The 19,888-nt window shown below is 72.2% G+C and carries 17 protein-coding genes; 13 read left to right on the forward strand and 4 right to left on the reverse strand.

What is annotated here, in order from left to right; genetic code table 11:
- Nucleotides 1-4 precede the first annotated feature (4 nt).
- The 3 genes from ABZX11_RS28745 to ABZX11_RS28755 all read left to right on the forward strand — a co-directional run bounded on the left by ABZX11_RS28745 (nucleotide 5) and on the right by ABZX11_RS28755 (nucleotide 4,515).
- The gene (locus ABZX11_RS28745) at nucleotides 5-1,537 is read left to right on the forward strand and encodes an AMP-binding protein (RefSeq protein WP_354918560.1); all 1,533 of its coding nucleotides are present in this window, start codon (nucleotides 5-7) and stop codon (nucleotides 1,535-1,537) included.
- Between the two features lie 72 nt (nucleotides 1,538-1,609).
- Nucleotides 1,610-3,736, forward strand: coding sequence for a CoA transferase (locus ABZX11_RS28750; RefSeq protein WP_354918563.1), 2,127 nt, complete (start codon nucleotides 1,610-1,612; stop codon nucleotides 3,734-3,736).
- A gap of 11 nt (nucleotides 3,737-3,747) precedes the next feature.
- Complete coding sequence (locus tag ABZX11_RS28755; protein WP_354918566.1) at nucleotides 3,748-4,515, forward strand: enoyl-CoA hydratase; 768 nt, start codon at nucleotides 3,748-3,750, stop codon at nucleotides 4,513-4,515.
- 37 nt (nucleotides 4,516-4,552) lie between these two features.
- Here the strand turns inward: ABZX11_RS28755 and ABZX11_RS28760 are convergent, their stop codons facing one another.
- Together ABZX11_RS28760 and ABZX11_RS28765 are read right to left on the reverse strand one after the other, a co-directional pair.
- Nucleotides 4,553-4,888, reverse strand: coding sequence for a ferredoxin family protein (locus tag ABZX11_RS28760; protein WP_176170665.1), 336 nt, complete (start codon nucleotides 4,886-4,888; stop codon nucleotides 4,553-4,555).
- A 16-nt stretch (nucleotides 4,889-4,904) separates the two neighbouring features.
- A complete protein-coding gene (locus ABZX11_RS28765; protein WP_354918569.1) occupies nucleotides 4,905-5,882 on the reverse strand; it encodes an NAD(P)/FAD-dependent oxidoreductase in 978 nt (325 codons plus the stop codon).
- Between the two features lie 198 nt (nucleotides 5,883-6,080).
- Here ABZX11_RS28765 and ABZX11_RS28770 point away from each other — a divergent pair, with 198 nt between their 5' ends.
- From ABZX11_RS28770 to ABZX11_RS28810, 9 genes are all read left to right on the forward strand, one after another.
- Nucleotides 6,081-7,304, forward strand: a complete 1,224-nt coding sequence (locus tag ABZX11_RS28770; protein WP_354918572.1) for an aromatic ring-hydroxylating dioxygenase subunit alpha — start codon at nucleotides 6,081-6,083, stop codon at nucleotides 7,302-7,304.
- On the forward strand, nucleotides 7,304-8,236 hold the full coding sequence (locus tag ABZX11_RS28775) for a hypothetical protein (RefSeq protein WP_354918575.1): 933 nt from the start codon (nucleotides 7,304-7,306) through the stop codon (nucleotides 8,234-8,236). Before ABZX11_RS28770 ends, ABZX11_RS28775 begins: the two co-directional genes overlap by 1 nt.
- Nucleotides 8,233-9,486: a M20/M25/M40 family metallo-hydrolase gene (locus ABZX11_RS28780; protein ID WP_354918578.1), complete on the forward strand. Its 1,254-nt coding sequence runs from the start codon at nucleotides 8,233-8,235 to the stop codon at nucleotides 9,484-9,486. The genes ABZX11_RS28775 and ABZX11_RS28780 overlap by 4 nt, the downstream gene beginning before the upstream one ends.
- The gene (locus ABZX11_RS28785; protein ID WP_354918581.1) at nucleotides 9,483-10,349 is read left to right on the forward strand and encodes an alpha/beta hydrolase; all 867 of its coding nucleotides are present in this window, start codon (nucleotides 9,483-9,485) and stop codon (nucleotides 10,347-10,349) included. The genes ABZX11_RS28780 and ABZX11_RS28785 overlap by 4 nt, the downstream gene beginning before the upstream one ends.
- Nucleotides 10,350-10,455: 106 nt before the next feature.
- A complete protein-coding gene (locus tag ABZX11_RS28790; protein ID WP_354918584.1) occupies nucleotides 10,456-11,310 on the forward strand; it encodes an alpha/beta hydrolase in 855 nt (284 codons plus the stop codon).
- Complete coding sequence (locus ABZX11_RS28795) at nucleotides 11,307-12,260, forward strand: zinc-binding dehydrogenase (RefSeq protein ID WP_176170671.1); 954 nt, start codon at nucleotides 11,307-11,309, stop codon at nucleotides 12,258-12,260. The genes ABZX11_RS28790 and ABZX11_RS28795 overlap by 4 nt, the downstream gene beginning before the upstream one ends.
- Nucleotides 12,261-12,321: 61 nt before the next feature.
- On the forward strand, nucleotides 12,322-13,092 hold the full coding sequence (locus ABZX11_RS28800) for an IclR family transcriptional regulator (RefSeq protein ID WP_176170672.1): 771 nt from the start codon (nucleotides 12,322-12,324) through the stop codon (nucleotides 13,090-13,092).
- Between the two features lie 50 nt (nucleotides 13,093-13,142).
- The gene (locus tag ABZX11_RS28805) at nucleotides 13,143-14,756 is read left to right on the forward strand and encodes a carboxylesterase family protein (protein WP_354918589.1); all 1,614 of its coding nucleotides are present in this window, start codon (nucleotides 13,143-13,145) and stop codon (nucleotides 14,754-14,756) included.
- Nucleotides 14,757-14,925: 169 nt separating this feature from the next.
- A complete protein-coding gene (locus ABZX11_RS28810; protein ID WP_354918592.1) occupies nucleotides 14,926-16,047 on the forward strand; it encodes an epoxide hydrolase family protein in 1,122 nt (373 codons plus the stop codon).
- Between the two features lie 148 nt (nucleotides 16,048-16,195).
- On the opposite strand, the gene ABZX11_RS28815 is transcribed toward ABZX11_RS28810, so the two are convergent.
- Nucleotides 16,196-16,963 carry a trypsin-like serine protease gene (locus tag ABZX11_RS28815; RefSeq protein WP_176170674.1) on the reverse strand — a complete coding sequence of 256 codons (768 nt, stop codon included), beginning with the start codon at nucleotides 16,961-16,963 and terminating at the stop codon, nucleotides 16,196-16,198.
- Nucleotides 16,964-17,231: 268 nt separating this feature from the next.
- On the opposite strand from ABZX11_RS28815, the gene ABZX11_RS28820 reads away from it, so the two are divergent.
- On the forward strand, nucleotides 17,232-18,164 hold the full coding sequence (locus ABZX11_RS28820; RefSeq protein WP_354918596.1) for a hypothetical protein: 933 nt from the start codon (nucleotides 17,232-17,234) through the stop codon (nucleotides 18,162-18,164).
- Between the two features lie 89 nt (nucleotides 18,165-18,253).
- Here the strand turns inward: ABZX11_RS28820 and ABZX11_RS28825 are convergent, their stop codons facing one another.
- Complete coding sequence (locus ABZX11_RS28825) at nucleotides 18,254-19,714, reverse strand: FG-GAP-like repeat-containing protein (protein ID WP_354918599.1); 1,461 nt, start codon at nucleotides 19,712-19,714, stop codon at nucleotides 18,254-18,256.
- Nucleotides 19,715-19,888: the final 174 nt, after the last annotated feature.

Below are 19,888 nucleotides of genomic sequence, written 5' to 3' on the forward strand. Positions count from 1 at the left end.
CCGGGTGAGTGATCTTCGAGCGAGTACCCCGGTCGACCTGCTGGCCAGCCGAGCCCGGCAGGAGCCGGACCGCGAGCTGGTCCGCTTCGACGACGGCAACCGGCTGCGGATCGGTGACGTCGACGAAGGCTCCCGCGCCCTCGCCGCCCACCTGCCCGTCACCCCCGGTACCCGGGTGCTGACCTGCGTGCGGCCGGGGCGGGCGGCCGTGGAGCTGCTGTTCGGGCTCGCCCGGCAAGGCGCGGTGGAGGTGCCACTGGCCCTCGACGGCACGCTCCCGGCCGCCCAGGCGATCCGGCACGCCACCGGGGCGTCGCTGCTGGTCGCCGGGACGTCGGCGCTCGCCGGGAATCCCGCCCTGCTGACCTTGACCGAGCGCATCGTCCTGGTCCGCGAGGACGATCCGGGACCACCCGGTCACCCGTTCCTCGACGAATTGCCCGCGGCCGGGTACCGGGAGCACCGGCCCGCGCCCGGTGACGTGCTCGTCGTGCTGTCCACTTCGGGCACCACCGGCCGGGCCAAAGCCGCCGAACTCCCCCACTTCGCGGCCCTGCGGCACGCCCGCCGGGTGGCGGCGACCATGGGCTACGGCCCCGGGGACGTGCTGTTCAACGTCTTCCCGTGGAACCACGTCAACGTCCGGCACACCGCCTTGCTGCCGGCGCTGCTGACCGGCGCGCGGCTGGTCTCCCACCGCCGGTTTTCGGCCTCCCGGTTCTGGGACACTTGCCGCGCCGAGGGGGTCACGGCGTTCAACTTCATGGGCGCGATGCTGGCCATCCTCGACCGGCGGCCGGGCGCCGACCGCGACCACCCCGTCCGGCTGGCCTACGGCGCCCCGGCACCCGCCGAGCTGGTGGCGCGGTTCCTCGAGCGCTTCGGTGTCAAAGCCCTGGAGGCGTACGCCAGCACCGAACTCGGCGACGTCGCCGCGAACACCCCCGATGCTTGGCGGCCGGGCACGGCCGGCCGGGTCGTCCCGGAGTACGAGGTGGCGATCCTCGACGACACCGGCCGCCCCCTGCCGCCCGGAGAGACCGGTCGGATCGCCGCCCGCGCCAAGCGGCCGGACATGCGGTTCCGCGGCTACGCCGGCGACCCCGGGGCCACCGCGGCGGTGCTGCGGGACGGCTGGTTCGGCACCGGCGACCGCGGCCGCCTCGACGCCGACGGCTACCTGACCTTCGCCGGCCGCCGCGGCGACGTCGTCCGCCGGCGCGGGGAGAACATCGCGACCTGGGACGTCGAGCAGGTGCTGCGAGCCCTGCCCGGCGTCGTCGACGCGGCCGCCATCGGGGTCGAATCGGACCTCACCGAGCAGGAGCTCCTGGTCGTGCTGGCCACCGACCGCGCCCTCGACGGACCCGCCGTCCGCGACTGGTGCCGCACGCGCCTGCCGCGGCACGCCCAGCCGCGGTACGTGCGCATCGCGCGCGAGCTGCCGCGCAACGGGAGCGGCAAGGTCGTCAAGGCCCTCCTGCCCTCCACTGTGGACAAGTCCACATGGGACGCCGAGGCCCGGTCCGCTCAGTGAACCGCGCCGGACCGCCCGCCGGGCGCCGCTGCCTACGGTCCCCTGACATCCCCGTTCCGCAGGAGGACACCGTTGCGCGTACTGGACCTCACCGACGAACTGGCCCGGCAGGGCGCCCGGCTGCTGGTCGGCCTCGGCGCCGACGTCGTGCGCGTCGACGACGACCTGACCGGGCCCGAACGCCTCCACTGGCACGCCGGGAAGAAGCTGGCGCAGGCTGACCTCGACGCGCTGGCCCAGGAGGCCGACGTCGTCCTGGAGAGCGGTCCGGTGGCGCAGCTGCGTGGCCTGCGCGCCGACGGGACGTCCCGGTGGCCGGACGCCGTCCACGTCGTCGTGACGCCGTTCGGGCTCACCGGCCCGCGCCGCGACTGGCTCGGCGGCGACCTCGTGCTCGCCTCCGCCGGCGGGATGACGTGGCTCGGCGGAAAGCCCGGCGGCCCACCCGAACCGCCGCCGCGCGAGCAGGCCTGCCAGCTGGCGGGGGTACACGGCGCGATCGCCGCGCTGCTGGGCGTGCTCTCCGGGACCGGGCAGCTGATCGACGTCTCAGTCCAGGAAGCGGTCGCCGCGACCCTGGAGACGGGCGCGCTCGCGTGGATCCACGCCGGCCGGGTACCGGTGCGCAACGGCGGGGTCTACGAGCATGTCGCGCACCGGATCTTCGCGGCCGCCGACGGGTACGTGGCCGGGGGCTACTCCGGCAGCGAGCGCATGTGGACCGGCCTGCGGGACTGGCTGGCCGAGGAGGGCGAGGCCGGGGATCTGCTGGACGAGCGGTTCGCCGACCAGGTGGTGCGCTGGGCCGAGCGGCCGCACGTCGACGCAGTGATCACGCGGTTCGTCGCGAAGCGAACGGCGCGCGAGGTCGCCGAGCAGGGCCGCGCCCGCGCTCTGCCGTGGGCCGAGGTGACGCCGCCGGCGGAGCTGGCCGGCAACCCGCAGCTGCGCGACCGGCGGTTCTTCGTCTCGGTCGACGGCACCGAGGACGCCGGCTTCCCCTGGGACGCCCCCGGCCTGCCCCGGCCGGTGACGCTGTCCGCCCTCACCGAGGGGACCTGGACCAGCGCACCCGGCAGCCCGCGTCCTGCGAAGACCCGCCCGCTCGACGGCGTCCGGGTGCTGGACCTGACCTGGGTGCTGGCGGGGCCGTACGCGACCAAGATCCTCGCCGAGCACGGCGCCGACGTCGTCAAGATCGAGTCGAAGCACCGGCACGACCCGACCCGGTTCTCGACGTCCATGCGGCTGCGGCCGGGCGTCGGGCCCGACGACTCCGGCTACTTCCTGAACTTCAACCGCGGCAAGCGAAGCGTCGCGCTCAACCTGCGCACGCCCGAGGGGCAGGAAATCCTGCGCGAGCTGGCCGCCCGCTGCGATGTCGTCGTGGAGAACTTCAGTCCGGGCGTGCTGGCGAAGTGGGGCCTGGACCACGAGTCGCTGCGCTCGATCAACCCGCGCGCGATCCTGGTGTCGATGTCGGGTGTCGGGCACTCCGGGCCGTGGCGGACGGCCGTCACGTTCGCCGACACCCTGGCGGCGATGTCCGGGCTGTCCGCCGAAACGGCCGATCCGGGTGAACCACCAACGGGGTTGGCGTTCGGGCTGGGTGACATGGTCGCCGCCAACGCGGCCGTGCTCGGCGCCCTGGACCTGCTGGTTCGCGGCGAGGGCGGGCACGTCGACCTCTCGCAGCTGGAGGCGATGGCGGCCACGATGGGCCCGGCGGTGCTCGGCTCCCCGCGGTCCACGCCGCACGGCGTCTACCCGGCGGCCGGGGACGACCGGTGGGTGGCCATCGCCCCGCAGGACGAGACGCAATGGGCCGCGCTGCGGACCTTGGCGGGCTTGCCGCCGGAGGAGACCGACGCCCTCGCCGCCTGGACCCGGCCGCAGGACGCCGAGGCCCTCGCCGCCCGGCTGCAGGCCGCCGGGGTCGCCGCCGCCGTCGTCGCGACCGGCCGCGACCTCGTCCAGGACGAGCACCTGGCCGAACGCGGCTTCTACGAGCGCCTGGACCACCCGATCGCGGGAGCGGTGCTGCACGAGGGCATCGTCGCGCGCCTGACCGCGACGCCGGGCGCGCTCACCTCGCCCGCTCCCCTGCTGGGCCAGCACACCGAACCGGTCCTGCGGGAACTGCTGGGCTTCGACGACGACCGGCTGGCGGCCCTGCGCGCCGCCGGGATCACCGAATGAGAGGAACAGGCATGCCAGTCCTGACCACCACCCGGGACGCCGGGGTCGCGACGATCCGGATCGACCGGCCGCCGGCCAACGCCGTCGATCCGGCCATGATCGCGGAGTTCCGCGAGGTGTTGCCGTCGCTGGCCGACGACCCCGAGGTGCGGTGCCTGGTCATCACCGGCACGGGCAAGTTCTTCATCGCCGGCGCCGACATCGCCGTCATGCGGGACCTGTCCGACGTCAACCAGGCGAAGATGCGCGGCTGGATCGACGTGCAGCGGATCCTGGAACGGGCTCCGAAGCCGGTGATCGCCGCCATGAACGGCCACGCCCTCGGCGGCGGCGCCGAGCTGGCCTTGGCCTGCGACCTGCGGATCCTCTCGGCGGCGGCGAGCTTCGGGTACCCGGAGATCACCCTCGGCCTGTTCCCCGGGGCCGGCGGCAGCCAGCGGCTCCCCCGGCTCGTCGGACCGCACCGGGCCAAGCGGCTGATGATCGAGGGCACCCGCCTGTCCGCTCAGCAGGCCCTCGAGTTCGGCTTGGTGGATCGCGTGGTCGACCCCGGGCTGTTCGACGCCGCGGTGGCCGAGGAGGCCCGGCTGCTCGCGGCCAAACCGACCGCGGCCATCGGCATCCTCAAGCGGGTCGTCGACGAAGGCCACGGCCTGCCGATCGAGGAAGCCTTGCTGCGCGAAGGGAAAGGCGTCACGGAGCTGACCCGCACCGCGGACGCCGCCGAAGGCCTGCAAGCCTTCCTCGACAAGCGGCCGCCACGGTTCATCGGACACTGAAGAGGGGCGGCGCCTTTCGCGGGCGCCGCCCCTCTTCTCAGTACTGGGCGACCATCGGGGTGTCCACGCCGAGGTCGCCGAGCGTGCCCGCGCCGCCGGGGTCGCCCAGCGGAGCGTCCCGGCCGGGCAGTGGCTGCTCGAAGAAGGCGATCGAGTCGGTGACGAACACTGCCTTGCTCTCGTCGCCACGCGCCTTGCGGTCGACGAAGATGGCGTCCACCGGGCACTCCGGTTCGCAGGCGCCGCACTCGATGCACTCGTTGGTGTTGATGTAGCTCTTGCGCTCGCCGACGTAGATGCAGTCGACGGGGCAGACGTCCAGGCACGCGCGGTCGGTGACGTCGATGCAGTTGGCGCCGATGACGTAGGCCATGGTGATCCTTCCGGGGTCAGGAGTTCTCGGTCGAGTGGCCGGGGAAGAGGGACAGTTCCGGGTCGAGGGCGACCACGGCGTTGTTCACCGCCGTGGCGACTTCGCCGAAGCCGACGGACATCAGGCGGACCTTGCCCTCGTACTCGGTGACGTCCCCGGCGGCGTAGACGCGATCGAGGCTGGTGCGCATCCGCGAGTCGACCAGGATCGACCGGCCACGCAGCTCCAGCCCCCAGCCGGCGAGGGGGCCGAGGTTGCTCACGAAGCCGAGTGCGGCGATCACACTGTCCACTTCGAACAGCCGCGGTCGCTCCTCACCCCGCACGCGGACATGGGCCAGGCGCAAGGTGCCCTCCCCCGTGAGCGCTTCGACTTCGGCGTCGGTGACGATCTGCGTACCGCCTTCGGTGACGGCCGTGACGCTCGCCGCGTGCGCGCGGAACGCCGAGCGCCGGTGCACGAGGGTGACGGACTTCGCGATCGGCTCCAGCGCCAAGGCCCAGTCGACCGCGCTGTCGCCACCCCCCACGACCAGCACGTTCTGACCGGCGTGCCGGTCCAGGTCGGTGACGAAGTAGCTCAGCCCCCGGCCGAGGTAGTCCTCCCCGGCGGGCAGCTTGCGCGGGGTGAACGTGCCGATCCCGGCCGTCAGGATCACCGCCCCGGCGCGGACGACCGTACCGTCGGAAAGCGTGACCTCGGGTCGCCCGTCCTCGGCCCGGCCGAAGGCCACGGCCTGGCGCCCCAGCAGGTATTCCGGGCAGTAACCACTCGCCTGATCCAGCAGGGCGGTCACGAAGTCGCGGCCCCGCACCCGCGGCAGCCCGGCGACGTCGAGGATCGCCTTCTCCGGGTACAGGGCGGCGATCTGGCCGCCAGGCTGCGGCAGCCCGTCGACGACGACGGTGCGGAGCCCGCGGAAGCCCGCGCAGTAGGCGCCGTAGAGCCCGGTCGGTCCGGCGCCGACCAGCAGGATGTCGGTGTCGAGGGCCATGAGTCCTCCGTGGGATGTCGAGAGTGGACAGTGCCGGACAGTAAGCGGGTCGCGCGGCGTGGACCCGGATCGCGGACCGGTGAGCGGACCCCGTCCCGGTTTTCGGTCCGGGTTCGCTGAGCGGACCGGACGCATTGGCCGACCGGGCGAGCGGTGGTGGACTCGCCACAGCTTCGGCACAACGAACTTGGAGCGGTCATGAGCGTGCAGAACGGCGAGACGGCCACCACCCCGGCCCGGCGGAGCCGCCGCCCGGCGAGGCTCCCGGGCCGGCAGGACTGGTCGAGCTGGCCGCACTACCAGGCCGCGGCGGCCGGGTTCCGCGGCTACTGGTACCCGGTGGGGTACTCGTCGCGGTTCACCGGCAAGCCCCGGCAGATCACCCTGCTCGGGCAGAAGATCGTGCTGATCCGCGACGGCGGCCGGGTATACGCGTTGAAGGACCGTTGCCCGCACCGCGGGGTGCCGCTGTCGGAGGGCAACCAGCAGTTCCCGGGCACGATCTCGTGCCCGTACCACGGCTGGACGTTCGACCTGAAGTCCGGCGACCTCAAGGCCGCCATCACCGACGGTCCGGCCTCGCCGATCTGCGGCAAGGTCAAGCAGCCCACGTACGCGGTCGAAGAGCGCCTCGGCATGGTGTGGGTCTTCGTCGGCGACGGCGAAGACCCCCCGCCGATCGACGAGCAGCTGCCCGAGGAGCTGGTGCACAACGAGGCGATCGTCGGCTCCCGGATCCAGCCCCGCGAAGGCAACTGGCGCTTCGCGTGCGAGAACGGCTACGACGAAGGTCACGCGAAGTACCTGCACCGCACGGCTTTGTGGCGGCTGTTCAAGGCGATGCCGGTGTGGAACGAGACCCGGATCATCCAGCGCGGGCGGTGGATCTACCGCGTCCAGGACAAGCAGTACTGGACCGCCGACTTCCCGGGCTTGGGCAAGTGGGACAACCAGGCGTGGTTTAAACTGCGGCCGCCGAAGGAAGTCGGCAACGTCGGCAACACCAGCACCCACCGCAAGACCCACCCGGTGATCGCGGCGCAGGAGTTCCCCGGCTTCGCGTCGGTGAGCATGCCCGGCGTGCTGCGGATCGTCTACCCGACGTTCATCCACTACGAGTTCTACGTCCCGGTCGACGCGGACAACCACCTCTACGTCGGGGTGCTGGCGAGCTTCCAGCGCGGGCTGAAGGCGCTGCCGTTCTACGCCAAGTACCTCGGGTTCGTCCGGTGGCTGTTCCACGGCCAGTTCTCCGGGCAGGACAAGTGGATGGTCGAGGTGACCGACGCCCCGCCGGAGAAGCTGTACCGGCCCGACGACTCGCTGCTCAAGTGGCGCAAGCTCGCCGAGGACACCTGCGAGGAGCGGGTCGACCGGCTGGCCGGGCAGGGTGTCACCGTCCCGGTTCCGGAGGCGGACTGATGGCGCGCGTGGTGCTCGGCGTCGGGGCGTCCCACTCGACGTTGATGAACACCCACTGGGACAAGGTCGTGCACACCGACCGTGCGGAACGCTTCCGCGACGCGCTGCGTGAAGCCCGGGACGAGATCGCCGCGGCGGAGCCCGACCTCGCGATCATCGTCGGCTCCAATCACTTCCGCGGGTTCTGGCTGGACATGATCCCGCCGTTCACCCTCGGCGTCGGCGAGGTGATCGGCTCGGGTGAGGCGAAGACGCCGTCGGGGCCGCAGAAAACCGCACCGGAGTTCGCCCAGCGGCTTGCCGAGGACCTCGTCGAGCGCGGTACCGAGGTGGCGATCTCGGCGCGGCTGCAGATCGACCACGGCCAGACCCACGCGATCCAGTACCTCTTGGACGACCTCGCCGTGCCGGTGGTCCCGTTGGTGGTCAACGTCTTCGCGGCGCCGCTGCCCCGCACCGACCGCTGCGCCGAGCTGGGCCGCAACATCGCGGCGGCCATCGCGGCCCTGCCCGAGAACCTGCGGGTGGTCGTGATCGCGTCCGGTGGTCTGTCACACCAGCTGCCCTGGCCGGACGACTGGCGTGCCCCCGAAGGCGAGGACGAGGAGTTCCTCGTCGAGGCGTGGCTCAACGGCCGCGGTGACTGGGAGAGCTACGACGGCCGCCGTCGCGAGATCATCACCGCGGCCCGCCCCGTGCTCTTCCCCGAGTTCGACGAAGCCTTCCTGGCCGACCTCGAACGCGGCGAACTCGAGAAGTACACGTCGCTGACGACCGAAGAGATCGGGAAGGCGGCGGGCAACGGCGGTCAGGAGCTGCGCACCTGGCTCGTCATGGCCGCCGCGCTGGGCTTCAAGCCGGGTCGCGCGCTGGCCTACTCCCCCATGCCGGAATGGCTGACCGGGATGGGGGTCGCGGTGATCCGGCCGTGACGGCGCTGGACGCGGTCCTCGCGTGGATCACCGAAGACCGCCTCCGCGCCGCCGCGCACGCGGTGACGGCGATCCCGAGCCCGACCGGCCGCGAAGCACCCCTCGCCCGGTTCCTGGCTTCGCGGTTGTCCGCGGCCGGGTTCGCCGCCGAAGCCCAGCACCTCGACGAGTTCCAGGCCAACGCCGTCGGCCGGCTGCGCGGCACCGGCGGCGGCGAAGACCTGATGCTCTACGCGCCGATCGACACCCTCACGACCGGACAGTCCGAACTGGACATTCCGTGGATCGGCCCGGAACTGCGGCCGGACATGCTGGCGGAGCCGCGCGACGAAGGCCCGTTCGTCTCCGGGCTCGGCGCGAGCAACCCGAAGGGCCACGCGGCCTGCATTCTTGTGCTCGCCGAGGCCCTGGGCACGGTGCGGCCCGAGCTGGCGGGTGACGTCGTCGTGGCGTTCGGCGCAGGCGGGATGCCCACCAACGCGATCGAAGCGCCGGGCTACCCCGCGCGGGCCAACACCGGGCAGGGCGTGGGCTGCTCGTTCCTGCTCGAACGCGGCTGGCACACCGACCACGCGGTGATCGCCAAGCCCGGGGACTTCGTGGCCCACGACGAGGTCGGGTTGTGCTGGTTCGAGATCACCGTGCCCGGCATCCACACCTACGCCGGCAGCCGCCACCGGCTGCCCTACCGCAACCCGATCGTCACCGCCGCCGACGTCGTGACGCGCCTGGAACGGTGGCTCGCCGACTACCCGGCCCGCCACCGCACGGCCACCGCGGCTCCGCAGGGCATCATCGGGTCGATCGCGGGCGGCTGGGAACGGATGCTCGCGGTCACCCCCGCGGCCTGCCGGATCCGCGTGGACGTGCGGATCGCCCCGGGCACGACACCGTTGTCCGTCAAGCGGGAACTGGCCGCGTTCCTGGACCCGTTCGACGTGGAGCTGGAGATGGTGCTGGCCATTCCCGGCACGTCCACCCCGCCGGACTCACCGATCGTGCGGACCGCCATCGAGGCGTGGGAAAGCACTTCCGGCCGTCCCCACGAACCCGTGCCGGACAACAGCGGCGCCACGGACGCGAACATCCTGCGTGCCCGCGGCATCCCGACCGTCCGGACCGGCATGCCGAAAGCGAACTCCGACGACTTCAGCCGCGGCATGAACACCGTCGACGTCCGCGCGATGCGCCGCCTGTGCGAGGTGCTCGCGCGGACCACCCTCGCCACCACCGGGAAGGAAGCACCATGACCCCACCCCCCGAGAGCCGCTACGCCGACGGCGGCGGTGTCACCTATCACTACCACGACCTCGGTTCCGGCCCGGACACCGTGTTCCTGCACGGCGGCGGCCCCGGCTGCACCGCGTGGAGCGACTTCGGGCCGGTGGCGCCGCTGTTCGCCGAAGACCGTCGCTGCCTGCTCGTGGACATCCAGCAGTACGGCCGCTCGGCGAAAACCCCGATCACCGGGCCGATGTGGGACCACCACGCGGCCAAGACCGTCGCCCTCCTGGACACCCTCGGCGTCGAGCGCGCCGACTTCGTCTGCAACTCCTGGGGCGGCACCATCGCCCTCAACCTCGCCGCGAAGTACCCGGACCGGGTGCGCTCGCTGGTCGTCACCGGCAGCATGCCGGTCTTCTACGGGCCCCTCGCCCCGCTGCCCGAGGGCGGCCGCCGCGGTCGCAACGCCCGCGACGCCTATTACGGCGGCGAAGGCCCGACGCGCGAGAAGATGCGCCGCCTGATCACCAGCCTCGAGTGGTACGACGGCGACCGGCTCCCCGAAGAGACCCTCGACCTGCGGTACGAGCAGAGTCTCGACCCCGGCGAGCGCGAACTGGCCGCCATGTCGGACTCCCCGCGCGGCGAGTGGCAGGACCTGACCGGCGAGCTGGGCCGGATCCAGGCGCCCACGCTGTTCATCTGGGGCATGCAGGACGCGTTCCTCACTCCCGACTACCCGCTGATGCTGGCGCGCATGGTGCCCAACGGCACCCTGCACGTCATGGACCACGTTTCCCACCACCTGCAGGAAGAGCGCCCGCACGCCTACCACGCGGTGGTCGACGGGTTCTTCCGTTCCCTGGTCCCGCAAGGAGTTCCGGCATGAAGGTCCTGCTCGCCCTGACCGCCGCGGCCGCGGCACTGGCCGCCCTGCGCAAGCTCGCGGCCTCCAGCAACACCCAAGTCCACCGCATCAACACCAAGGAGCTCGCGTGAGCATCTGGACCGAACTCTCCCCGATCGCGCACCGCGTCGAGTACGTCGACGCGGCCGGCGTCCCCACCCGGACGCTGCGAGCCGGGAACCCGGACGCCGAAGCCGTCGTGTTCCTGCACGGCACCAGCGGGCACCTCGAGGCGTTCGCCCGCAACATCGTGGCGCACCGCGAGTTCGACCTGCACGCCATCGACATGCTCGGCCACGGCTACACCGGCAAGCCCGCCCGGCCCTACGAGATCGCCGACTACGTCCGGCACCTGCTGGACTACTTCGACGCGGTGGGGATCCGCGCCGCGCACATCGTCGGCGAGTCCCTCGGCGGCTGGGTCGGGGCGCGCGCCGCGGTCGACCACCCCGAGCGGGTGCTGAGCCTGCAGCTGCTGTGCGCCGGCGGAACCGTCGCCAACCCCGAGGTGATGGAGCGAATCCGCACCAGCACGAAGAACGCCGTCGCCACCGACGACGTCGAGCTGACCCGCAAACGCTTGCGGCTGCTGATGGCGAGCGAGGAGAACGCCACCGAAGAGCTCGTCGAGGTCCGGCACGCGATCTACCACACGCCGGAGTTCGTGGCCAATGTGGACAACCTGCTCTCGCTGCAGCAGATGGAACGGCGGCAGCGCAACCTGCTGCGCCCGGACCAGCTGGCCCGCATCACGCAGCCGACGCTGATCGTGTGGGGCCGCCAGAACCCGTTCGGTGAGGTCCCGGAGGCGACGAAGATGCACGAGAACATCCCCGGCTCGCAGCTGGAGCTGTTCGAGGAGTGCGGGCACTGGCCGCAGCACGAGCAGGCCGCCCGCTACAACCCGCTGAGCGTCGGGTTCATCCGCAAGGCCGCCGCGTGAGGGCCGCGCGGTTCCACACCTGGGGCTCGGCCCCGGTCGTGGACGACGTCCCCGAGCCGACGCGGGCCGAGGGCGAGGTGCTCGTCGACGTCGAGGCGGCCGCGGTGGCCCACCTGGACGCCACCGTCGCCGGCGGCACCTTCAACCTCAAGCCGCCGCTGCCCTACGCCGGCGGCGTGGAAGGCGCGGGGATCGTCGTCGAGGCGGACGCGGATTCCGGCCTCGCGCCGGGCGACCAGGTGATGCTGCGCGGCGCCGGGCTGGGCCTGCTGCGTGACGGGACCTGGACCGAGCGGCTGAGCGTGCCGGCCAAGGCCGCGAACAAACTGGACGCCCCGCTGCCGCCCGAGGTCGCGGCGACGTTCTACGTGCCCGCGACGACCGCGTACGTGGTCCTGCACGACGTGGCCCGGCTCGCCGCGGACGAGGAGGTGATCGTCGTCGGCGCCGCCGGCGCGGTCGGCTCCATGGTCGCCCAGCAGGCCGTGCTCGCCGGGGCGAAGGTCACCGGGATCGTCGGCCGCGCGGAGCAGCTCGCCGACGTCCCGGACGGCGTCACCGGCGTCTGCCTCGACGCCACCGAGGACATCGAGCGGCTCGCCGCGGACCGGCCCGCGTCCCTGCTGGTCGACACGCTCGGCGGCGACGGGCTGGTGGCCCGGACCCGCTGGGTGCGGCCGGGCGGGCGCGCGGCGGTGATCGGGTACGTGACCGGCACCGAAGTGCGCGTCGACCTGCCGTCCTGGCTCCTCGACGACGTCGCGCTGCTGCCGGTCAACATGATCCGGCAGGAACGCCGGGCCCGCGAAATCGCCGGTGACCTGGTCAAGAAGCTGTCCGCGGGCGAGCTGTCGCTGGCCGTGCAGAAGTACGCCTTCGCCGACGCGGCGCTCGCGCTGGAGGACCTGCGGGCCGGGCGGGTCCGCGGCCGCGCGGTGCTCGTCCCGTAGCCGGTTCGGTGAGCGGACCGGTCCGTTGGCCGGACCGGTTCCGCTCACCGAACCTGATCCCATGGAAGCGAACAGCGTCCTCGGCAAGGTCCAGCTCATCCTCGAGGCCTTCGGCCCCGACGACGAGCACCTGAGCCTCACCGAACTGGCCCGGCGTTCCGGCGTCGCGAAGGCGTCGGTGCACCGCCTGGCGCAGGAGCTGCTGGCCTGGGGCGTCCTCGAACGGCGCGGCAGCGACTACTGGCTCGGCATCCGCCTGTTCGAGATCGGCCAGCGGGTGCCCCGCCAGCGCATCCTGCGCGACGCCGCCCGGCCGTACATGGAGGACCTCTACCAGGCCACGAACGAGACGATCCACCTCGCCGTCCCCGACGGCCGCGAGGTCCTCTACCTGGAAAAGGTGTCGGGCCACAGCCAGGTGACCAAGCCGTCGCGGGTGGCCGGCCGGATGCCGATGCACTGCACCGCCACCGGCAAGGTCCTGCTCGCCTTCGGCCCCCGCGCGCTGGTCGAGGAGGTGATCGCGTCGCCGCTCGACCGGATCACGCCGCACACGGTCAACGCGCCCGGCCTGCTGCTGAACGAACTGGCCCGTGCCCGCGCGAACGGCTACGCGGTCGAGTACGAGCAGACCCGCGTCGGCTTCGTGAGCGTGGCGATCCCGCTGACCGGCGCGACCGGCCTGACGACCGGCGCGCTGTCCATCACCGCGCCGTTGTACCGCGCCGACGTCGGCAAGTACGCCGGGCTGCTGACGATGGTGGGCCACCGGATCACCAAGACGGTGAGCGCCCTGCGGTCCGGTGATCGGACCACAACGGCCACCCGGTGAGCCCGGGCAGCCCATCCTTCTCCGACACCCACTCAGTTCCGGGAGGATCGGTGCGGAAAAGACTCAAGTGGCTCGGCATCACGGTCGCGTTGGCGATGACGGTGGCGTCCGCCCCGGCGGCCGCGAACGCCGGCCGTCCGCCGGCACACACGCTCGTCGTCCAGACGGACGCGGGCAAGGTCGAGGGGAAGAGCAGCGGGGCGGTGGACTCGTTCCTGGGCATCCCGTTCGCCGCCCCGCCGGTCGGCGCTCTCCGGTGGCAGCCACCCCAGCCGGCCCCGGCGTGGTCCGGCGTCCGGCCCGCGACGAGCTACGGTCCGGCGTGCCCACAAGGCTCCGGCTCGCCGGTCACCGAGGACTGCCTCTACCTCAACGTCTACCGTCCGGCCCGGGCGACGAACGAACGGCTCCCGGTGCTGCTGTGGATCCACGGCGGCGGGTTCTCGTCCGGCTCCGGCAGCGCGTTCGACGGCTCACTCCTGGCCGAGACGAACAACATCGTCGTCATCACGATCAACTACCGGCTCGGCGCGTTCGGCTTCCTGAACCTGCCGGGCCTGAGCAAGTCCGGCGCGGGCAACTACGGCCTGCTCGACCAGGTCGCGGCCCTGAACTGGGCCAACCACAACATCGACCGCTTCGGCGGCGACCACCGGGCCGTCACCATCTCCGGGCTCTCGGCCGGCGGCCACTCGGTGTGCGCCCTGCTCTCGTCGCCCTTGGCGCACGGCCTGGTCAACGGCGCCATCGTCCAGAGCGGCGGCTGCCCGAGCCACACGGTCGCCGAATCCCAGGCGGCCGGCGCGCGGTTCGCCGCCGACGCCGGCTGCACCACCACCCCGGTGAGCTGCCTGCGCGCCAAGTCCGCGGCCGACATCCAGAATTCGAGCGCCGGGTTCCGCGGCGGAATCCTCTCCGGCCCGCTCCCGACGGCCGGCGTCCCGGAACTGCCCCTGCCGCCGTCCGAGGCCGTGCGCACCGGCCGCTTCGAGCGCGTCCCGCTCCTGATCGGCAGCACCCACGACGAGGTCCGGGGCTGGGCCCGCTCCTTCGCCACCGCGACGCCCGCCCAGTACGAAAAGAGCCTCGAATACCTCTTCGGCAACCGGGCGGCGGACGTCGCGAAGGCGTACCCGCTGAGCAACTACCCCGCGCAGGACACCGCGGCATACGCGCTGGGTGCCGTGTGGACGGATTCGAGCGTCTTCTACGGCCTCGGCGGCTGCCGATACACCCAGCTGGCCCAGCAGGTCGCGAAGTACCAGCCGAAGACGTTCCTGTACCGCTTCGACGCGCGGAGTCCCTCGGCCCCGCCGGCCCCGGGCACCTTCGACGCCGGCGCCTCCCACGGAGCGGACCAGGCGTACCTCTGGCCGACGGCGACCAGCGTCTACGACCGCGACCAGCTCCGGCTGTCGGCCGAAATGGTCCGGTACTGGGGCGCGTTCGTGCGCCAGGGCACCCCGGACGCGGCCGGACAGGCGGAGTGGCCGAGCGTCAAGGACCAGCGAGCGATGGTCTTCCGGCTCGGCGGCAGTTCGCCGGTGACCTCGGCCGCGTTCGCGGCCGCGCAGCACTGCGACCTGTGGAACAGCATCAGCTACCGGTGGCTCGACATCAACGCCGAGCAGCTGGCCCAGCAGGTCGGAGTCGTGAGCCGGTAGGCCCGTGAACGCCGGCCGACGAGATCCCGGCCACGTCGGCCGGCCCCGCTGAACACGGCGAAGCAGGCGAACATGGGGAAGAGCCGGCAGGGCACCGTCGTGACCGGCCGGCGCTTCACCCTGACCAGCACCTGCTCCGGCACGTCTCGACCAGGAAGGGAGCCTTGCGATGGCCGCCGAGCCGTTCGAGGTCACCATCACCGAAGCCGAAATCGCAGACCTGCGCGACCGGCTGCGCCGCACGCGCTGGCCCGAGCCCGAACCGGTCGGCGACTGGTCCCAGGGCATCCCGCTCGCTTACACGCAGGAACTCTGCCGCAGCTGGGCCGAGGACTACGACTTCGGGTTCGCCGAGCGCGTGAACGCCTTCCCCCAGTACCGCGACACGATCGACGGGCTCGGCATCCACTTCCTGCACGTCCGCTCACCGGAACGGGATGCCTTCCCGCTGGTGCTCACCCACGGGTGGCCCGGTTCGGTCCTCGAATTCCTCGACGTCCTCGGCCCGCTGACCGACCCGCGCACCCACGGCGGCGACCCCGCCGACGCCTTCCACGTCGTCGCGCCCTCACTGCCCGGGTACGGCTGGAGCGACAAGCCGTCGACGGCCGGATGGGGCGTCACCCGCATTGCGCGGGCCTGGGACACCTTGATGGTCTCGCTGGGCTACCAGCGCTATGGCGCACAAGGGGGTGATTGGGGCTCGGCGGTCTCCGGAGCCCTGGGCGAAGTCGCACCCGAACGCGTCGCCGCCGTGCACCTGAACCTGGGCTCCGTGGCCGCGGGCACCTTCGCCGACCCCACCCCCTCGGAGCTGGCCAACCTCGAAGCCGAAAAGGAGTTCCGGCGCACCGGCCGGGGCTACTCGGCGCTTCAGGCAAGCCGGCCGCAGACGCTCGGCTACGGTCTCACCGACTCCCCCGCCGGCCAGGCCGCCTGGATCGCCGAGAAGTTCCAGGCCTGGACCGACCACGACGGCAACCACGAGACCGCCGTGTCCCGGCAGAAGATCCTCGACGAGATCTCGGTCTACTGGTTCACCGCTTCAGCCACCTCCTCGGCGCGCCTGTACTGGGAAAGCTTCGCCCACTTCCGCGACGAGGTCACGGCGCCGTCCGGGCTGTCGGTGTATCCGCGGGACATCACCCGCCCGTCGCGACGAGAAGCCGAGCTGCGGTTCACCGACCTGCGCTGGTTCGAGGAGATGCCGCGCGGTGGCCACTTCGCCGCCTTGGAACAACCGGAGTCGCTCGTCGAGCAGGTGCGCGGGTTCTTCCGCCTCTTCCGCTGACGGTCGCGACCGTGCCCGGAACACGAGGCCATCGGGGTGGCCGGCTGCGTGGGCGGGCGGAAGGCTCCGCCGGCCGGGTTCTCGACCGACGGAGCCCGAGTGCCGGGGAGCGCAACCCTCCGGTGTGCGGGGCGGGAACCTCAGCCGGTCAGATGCCGCTGACCTGGCGGATCCAGCTTCGACCCGCTGCGACACTGCCGTAGGTGGTGGTGCTGGACCGGTCGCTGGTCGAGCACACCCCGACCTGCACGCCGTCGTCGATCATCGGGCCGCCGGAGTCGCCGCCGGCCACGGCGCCGTCGGGGGTGTCGGCCGCGATGGCCGGGCCGCCGAAGTAGTCGGTGGCGCTCGTGTCGGCGATCTGCACCGCCGCCTGCTTCAGCACGGACGACTGGTGGTTGCCTTCGTCGGTGGACTGGGTCGCGCCCCAGCCGTAGACGCGGGCGGCGTCGCCTTCCTGCGCGTCGGAGGAACTGCCGGCGAGCCGGGCGAACGTGCCGCCGCCGTCGGCGTTCAGCTTGATCAGGGCGAGGTCGCCGCCGGAGTACACGTACGTCGTCGACGCCTTCGCGTGCACGCCGCCGGAAGCGCTGTTCGAACCGATGTAGAGGTCGATGTCGGTCAGGCGCCGCCCGTTGTTGTCGTACATGCAGTGCTTGGCCGTCAGCACCCACCGCGTACCGATGAGCGTGCTGGTGCAGAAGAACGTGTAGCCGTTGGCGTGCCCGTTGAACCGCGTGATGTAGCCGGGGTTCTGGGCCGTGCTGCCGCCGATGATCGACGGCTGGGCGGCCGGCGAAAGCGGCGTGACCGGGGTGCTCGCCGACGCCGGGGCCGCGGCGAGCGTGCTGACCGCGGCGCACGAACCGACGAGCAGCGCGGCGGCGCGGGCGAACCGGACGGAGGGGGTGCGCATGGGGAACTCCTTGGAGGCGGAACCGGTGGGGACTCACTGAACGTAAGCGGAGGGTGTGTCCTCGGTAAGCGCCCGAAGATCCGAGTCGATCAACGGAACAGAACGGATCTTTCGGAGGGTTGCGCGGAAGCCGGCCGACGTTCGTCGGGTGACAGCCCCCTTCCGCGGCTGTTAAACCGAACCATCCGGGCACCACCGGACGTCTCCGCCCACACGGCGCGATCCGCCGAAGGCGAACTGCTTCTCCGCACCGACGCCGAGGACCGCCATGCCGTTGTTCGCGGTGCCACCGCCGGAATCCGCCGGACAGGAACTGGCGCAGGCGCTCGCCACGGGCCCGTTCAGCCGCGCGCTCACCCTGGCCATCGACCGCAGCGGGCTGGGACTCGCCCGCCTCCGGGGCCGCCTCGCGGCCGCGGGGGTCCCCGTCAGCACCACGACGCTCAGCTACTGGCGCACCGGCCGGACCCGCCCGGAACGGCCGGACTCCTTGCGGGCGGTGGCGGTGCTGGAGGACGTCCTCGGAGTGCCGCCGCGGTCGCTGATCGAGCTACTGGCCCAGCCCGCGCCCCCCGGACCACCGGACCCGGTGCGCTGGGAGCGGTTGTGGGGCCCGCGCAACGACGTGCTGCCGGTGCTGCACTCGTTCGACGCGGCCGACGAGACGTCGTTGGTGGTGCTCAGCCTGCACGAGGCACTGCAGGTCGACGCCGCCGGCTGCCTCACCCGGCTCCGGGTGCGCGAGGTCGTGCGCGCGGTGGAAGAACCGGTCCAGGCCAAGGTGGTGGCGTTGCGCGGCTGCGTCCCGGGCCGTCCGCCGCGGCTGGTGTCCGCGCGGTACTGCCGGCCCGTGCGCACCGAGGTCCTCCCGGAGCAGGGGTTCGTGGTCAGCGAGCTGGTGCCGACCCGGTCGATGGCCGTCGGGGAGACCGCGATCCTGGAGTACGAGTTCGAATACACCGACGGCGTCCCGGACACCAGCTACGACCGGCGATTCCGGCATCCGGTGGCCGAACACCTGCTGGAGATCCACTTCGCCCCCGGCACCCTGCCGGCGACCTGCGCCGCTTACCGCTTGGACGCACCCGGAGGTCCGGAGCGGGACGTGACCGCTGTCCCGGTGTCACCGGATGCGCCCGCCCACCACTTCGTCACCGGCTGCGGACCCGGGATCCGCGGGATGCGCTGGCGCTGGACCTGACCAGTGGCGAAATGAGTGCGAGGCCGCGGCGTCGACGAAGAGGCAGTGCCCGCCGAACGGGCGCACAACCGGCACCCGCGTCCGAGAAGTCAGGGAACGTAGGGAGTCGCGATGGTGGCGAGCGCGTCCCAAGGCATGACCGCGTAGCCCGCCCCGTTGTGCCAGGCCCGGATCTGGCGTTGCGGGTCGACGGCGATCGCGTCGGCGCGGTGGTCACCGTCCAGGTCGGCGAACCGCAGCGGGGCGACATCGGGGAATCCGGCGGCCACCACGATGCTCGCGCCCTCCCACGGCATCGGCGAGAACCCGCGGACGTTGTGCCACGCGTGCCCCTCGCCGTTCTCCCACACCGAGATGATGTCGGACTTGCCGTCACCGTCGAGGTCGGCGAAGAACGTGGTGGCCGGCTTCATGTCGGCGCCCACCACGATGCTCCCGCCCTCCCACGGCATGGGGGCGAAACCGCGGGCGTTGCGCCACGCGCGGACGTCACCGTTGGCGTCGACCGACATCGCCTCGGCCCGGCCGTCACCGTCGAGGTCGGCGAACTTGAGGCCCTGCGGATCGACGATTCCGGTCGTCACCACGATGCTCGCGCCCTCCCACGGCATCGGCGAGAACCCACGGACGTTGTGCCACGCGTGCCCCTCGCCGTTGTCCCAGAGGGAAACGATGTCGGCCTTGTGGTCGCCGTCCAGATCGGCGAAATAGGTCCGCCCGGGCCGCATGTCGGTGGCGACCACGATGTCGGCCGGATTCCACGGATTACCGCCGAAACCGCCATCGTTGTGCCAGGCGTGCACGTCCCCGTTCGGGTGAATCGCCAGCAATTCCGCACGGCCGTCACCGTCGAGATCGGCCAGCATCATCCGCGACGGCGTGGCCGTCAGCGGCTTGGTCTGCTCGGCGATCCACCCGGCCAGATCGTCGACACGGGCCACCACCGCGCCGCTGCGCGTCTCGGTCTCGGCCAGGCAACCGTGCTGCCAGGACGCGCTCGTGACACCCGCGAGCTCGACCCGGTCGCCGGTCTCACGCAGTGCCGGACCGCCGGCGTCACCCTTGCACGGATCGTTCGCCCCACCCGCCGCGGTGACCGACATCGAGGTCGCCGTGACACCCTGGACCGTGTAGCTCGCGGTGTTCAGCCGGGTGGGAACCCATTCGGTGGCGGTTCGTCCGAAGCCGCCGATCCGCACCGTCTCCCCCGACGCCGGCGCGGTCGCCGCGATCGCCACCGGCGTCACCGACGGCAACGGCGAAGCACCGCTGGGGGACGTCACATGCGCGAGCACCACGTCCCGGTCCGCGGCCGGCACCAGCCGGTCCACCACCGGCAGTGGCCCCGCTCCGGGGGCGCCGGGCCCGAAGGACACCGTCGTAGGCTGCGGCGGCGGCCCATCCGGCACGTTCTGCCCGAAGCATCGCTTCGCCGTGATGACCCACCCCTGAGCCACGACCGCCCCCGAGCAGCCCGCGGTCGTCCCGTTGACCACGACCCGCGCGGCATAGCCGTAGCTGCCCTCCGGCGCCGCAGCTCCCCCGCTCACCGCACCTGCCGGCGCGGCCGAACAGACCCCACCCACACCGAGGACAACCGCCGCGACAGCCAGTCTTCGAACCCGCACCTGTTCCGCCCCCCTCATTGCCGGCCTGTTCACCGGCACCCCGCACGGGAGATTAGCAGGGGCACGGTTGGCGATCAGCCGATTGCACCTCACGGC

Source organism: Amycolatopsis sp. NPDC004169 (assembly GCF_040610315.1).
Lineage (GTDB): Bacteria > Actinomycetota > Actinomycetes > Mycobacteriales > Pseudonocardiaceae > Amycolatopsis.

Excerpts from the sequence above, each read along its gene's own strand:
- ABZX11_RS28755 (WP_354918566.1), top strand. The coding sequence starts at position 3,748 with ATGCCAGTCCTGACCACCACCCGGGACGCCGGGGTCGCGACGATCCGG.
- ABZX11_RS28760 (WP_176170665.1), bottom strand. The coding sequence starts at position 4,888 with ATGGCCTACGTCATCGGCGCCAACTGCATCGACGTCACCGACCGCGCG.
- ABZX11_RS28765 (WP_354918569.1), bottom strand. The coding sequence starts at position 5,882 with ATGGCCCTCGACACCGACATCCTGCTGGTCGGCGCCGGACCGACCGGG.
- ABZX11_RS28770 (WP_354918572.1), top strand. The coding sequence starts at position 6,081 with ATGAGCGTGCAGAACGGCGAGACGGCCACCACCCCGGCCCGGCGGAGC.
- ABZX11_RS28775 (WP_354918575.1), top strand. The coding sequence starts at position 7,304 with ATGGCGCGCGTGGTGCTCGGCGTCGGGGCGTCCCACTCGACGTTGATG.
- ABZX11_RS28785 (WP_354918581.1), top strand. The coding sequence starts at position 9,483 with ATGACCCCACCCCCCGAGAGCCGCTACGCCGACGGCGGCGGTGTCACC.
- ABZX11_RS28800 (WP_176170672.1), top strand. The coding sequence starts at position 12,322 with ATGGAAGCGAACAGCGTCCTCGGCAAGGTCCAGCTCATCCTCGAGGCC.
- ABZX11_RS28810 (WP_354918592.1), top strand. The coding sequence starts at position 14,926 with ATGGCCGCCGAGCCGTTCGAGGTCACCATCACCGAAGCCGAAATCGCA.
- ABZX11_RS28815 (WP_176170674.1), bottom strand. The coding sequence starts at position 16,963 with ATGCGCACCCCCTCCGTCCGGTTCGCCCGCGCCGCCGCGCTGCTCGTC.
- ABZX11_RS28820 (WP_354918596.1), top strand. The coding sequence starts at position 17,232 with ATGCCGTTGTTCGCGGTGCCACCGCCGGAATCCGCCGGACAGGAACTG.